The organism is Synechococcus sp. H55.11 (assembly GCF_047462475.1).
Lineage (GTDB): Bacteria > Cyanobacteriota > Cyanobacteriia > Thermostichales > Thermostichaceae > Thermostichus.
Genome location: NZ_JANSJI010000014.1, coordinates 1 through 2888, shown reverse-complemented (window position 1 = coordinate 2888; position 2888 = coordinate 1). Strand labels below are relative to the sequence as shown.

The following is a 2888-nucleotide window of genomic DNA, read 5'->3' as shown; positions in this document are numbered from 1 at the left end:
TGTCGTCAGCTCGTGTCGTGAGATGTTGGGTTAAGTCCCGCAACGAGCGCAACCCTTGTTCCTAGTTGCCAGCATTGAGTTGGGCACTCTAGGGAGACTGCCGGTGACAAACCGGAGGAAGGTGAGGATGACGTCAAGTCAGCATGCCCCTTACGCTCTGGGCTACACACGTGCTACAATGGCGCGGACAGAGGGCAGCGAACGCGCGAGCGGGAGCCAATCCCAAAAACCGCGTCTCAGTTCAGATCGCAGGCTGCAACTCGCCTGCGTGAAGGCGGAATCGCTAGTAATCGCAGATCAGCATGCTGCGGTGAATACGTTCCCGGGCCTTGTACACACCGCCCGTCACACCATGGGAGCTGGCCATGCCCGAAGTCGGAGCACCCGCCGAAGGCAGGGCTGGTGACTGGGGTGAAGTCGTAACAAGGTAGCCGTACCGGAAGGTGCGGCTGGATCACCTCCTTTTAGGGAGACCTACTGGGGACGGAGCCGAAAGCACTCAAGACGAGTAGGCAGTCCAAGTGTTATCCCAGGTTGGTCGGGGTTGAGGCGAGGGTTGACCACGGTTCTGGTGGGGCGGGCTATTAGCTCAGGTGGTTAGAGCGCACCCCTGATAAGGGTGAGGTCCCTGGTTCGAGTCCAGGATGGCCCACTGTCACCCCAGCAAGGCCCCAGCAGTCTGAGGATGACGGTTGAGGTGAGGCGACGGGAGCGGGAGTGGGTTGCCCTGGATTGGGGGTATAGCTCAGTAGGTAGAGCGCTGCCTTTGCACGGCAGAAGCCAGCGGTTCGAGTCCGCTTACCTCCACCATTTGAGGGCTGCCCTTGAGGGGAAGAAGAGGTGAACAATCGGGCTAAAGGGTTGAGCGTGGGCTCAGGTCTTTAGCCGGGTTGAACCGGCCAGCACTTTGAAAACTGCATAGCAAGAGAGCGTCATGCTTCCGAAAGTGGAAGCATGAAGCAGGTAGAACACCGATGTTTGTGGTTGTGGTCAAGTCAGTTAAGGGCGCACGGTGGATACCTAGGCACGCAGAGGCGAGGAAGGGCGTGTTACCGACGAAACGCTGCGGGGAGCTGGACAAAGGCGGTGATCCGCAGATGCCCGAATGGGGCAACCCGGCAAGGTGCAAGCCTTGTCACTCTTGGCTGAATCCATAGGCCAAGGGGGCGAACGCGGCGAACTGAAACATCTTAGTAGCCGTAGGAAAAGAAAACAAATGTGATTTCCTCAGTAGCGGCGAGCGAACGGGAAAGAGCCTAAACCGTCCAGCTACGGCTGGGCGGGGTTGTGGGACGACCAAAAGGTAGCCGGAAGGCTAGGCGAAGCAGTTGGAATGCTGCACCAAAGAAGGTGAAAGTCCTGTAGCCGAAAGCCGGAAGGCGCCGGTCGCATCCCGAGTAGCATGGGGCAGGTGAAATCCCGTGTGAATCGGCGAGAACCATCTCGTAAGGCTAAATACTCCTGCGTGACCGATAGTGAACCAGTACCGTGAGGGAAAGGTGAAAAGAACCCCGGGAGGGGAGTGAAAGAGAACATGAAACCGTGTGCCTACAAGCAGTGGGAGCCCGATTGAACGGGTGACCGCGTGCCTGTTGAAGAATGAGCCAGCGAGTTACAGCATGGGGCAGGTTAAGGCGGGAATGCCGGAGCCAAAGGGAAACCGAGTCTGAAGAGGGCGTTGGTCCTATGCTGTAGACCCGAACCTGGGTGATCTAACCATGGCCAGGCTGAAGCTTGGGTAAAGCCAAGTGGAGGGCCGAACCGGGTGATGTTGAAAAATCATCGGATGAGCTGTGGTTAGGGGTGAAATGCCAATCGAACCCAGAGCTAGCTGGTTCTCCCCGAAATGCGTTGAGGCGCAGCGTCGATGGGTACCTGGTGGGGTAGAGCACTGAATCGGTGCGGGCGGCGAGAGCTGTACCAAATCGAACCAAACTCCGAATACGCCAGGGTTAGTCGGCAGTGAGACGGTGGGGGATAAGCTCCATCGTCGAGAGGGAAACAGCCCAGACCACCAACTAAGGCCCCCAAGTCATCGCTCAGTGGTTAAGGAGGTGGGGGTGCTCAGACAACCAGGAGGTTGGCTTAGAAGCAGCCACCCTTTAAACAGTGCGTAACAGCTGACTGGTCAAGCGCCCTTGCGCCGAAAATGAACGGGACTAAGCGATGCGCCGAAGTTGTGGATGTCAATGGTAGGGGAGCGTTCCGCACTAGGGTGAAGCGGTAGCGCAAGCAGCCGTGGACGAGGCGGAAGTGAGAATGTTGGCTTGAGTAGCGCAAACATTGGTGAGAATCCAATGCCCCGAAAACCCAAGGGTTCCCCCGCAAGGCTCGTCCGCGGGGGGTTAGTCGGGACCTAAGGCGAGGCCGACAGGCGTAGTCGATGGAGACAGGGTGGATATTCCCTGACTGGCAACTGGAGCTGAAGAGGGACGCACAAGAGCAGGCCACACCCTAACTGGATTGGGAGGGGTCTACGGACCCCGCGTGGCTGAGGGGAGTGCCAAGAAAAGCTCGTAGGCGATGAAGGTTGTCACCCGTACCCGAAACCGACACAGGTGGGTGGGTAGAGAATACCAAGGGGCGCGAGATAACCCTCTCTAAGGAACTCGGCAAAATAACCCCGTAACTTCGGGAGAAGGGGTGCCAGCGCAAGCTGGTCGCAGTGAAAGGGCCCAGGCAACTGTTTACCAAAAACACAGGTCTCTGCTAAGTCGCAAGACGACGTATAGGGGCTGACGCCTGCCCAGTGCCGGAAGGTTAAGGAAGTCGGTTAGCGCAAGCGAAGCTGGCGACCGAAGCCCCGGTGAACGGCGGCCGTAACTATAACGGTCCTAAGGTAGCGAAATTCCTTGTCGGGTAAGTTCCGACCCGCACGAAAGGCGTAA

At 58.0% G+C, this 2888-nt stretch carries 2 tRNA genes and 2 rRNA genes; all 4 read left to right on the top strand.

Going from position 1 to position 2888, the window contains the following annotated elements:
- Positions 1 to 465 (top strand): 16S ribosomal RNA (locus NW853_RS00350); the annotation flags it as partial.
- A gap of 113 nt (positions 466 to 578) precedes the next feature.
- Positions 579 to 652, top strand: a tRNA-Ile gene (locus NW853_RS00345).
- Positions 653 to 734: 82 nt separating this feature from the next.
- Positions 735 to 810: transfer RNA gene (locus tag NW853_RS00340), tRNA-Ala, on the top strand.
- A gap of 178 nt (positions 811 to 988) precedes the next feature.
- Positions 989 to 2888, top strand: a 23S ribosomal RNA gene (locus tag NW853_RS00335); the annotation flags it as partial.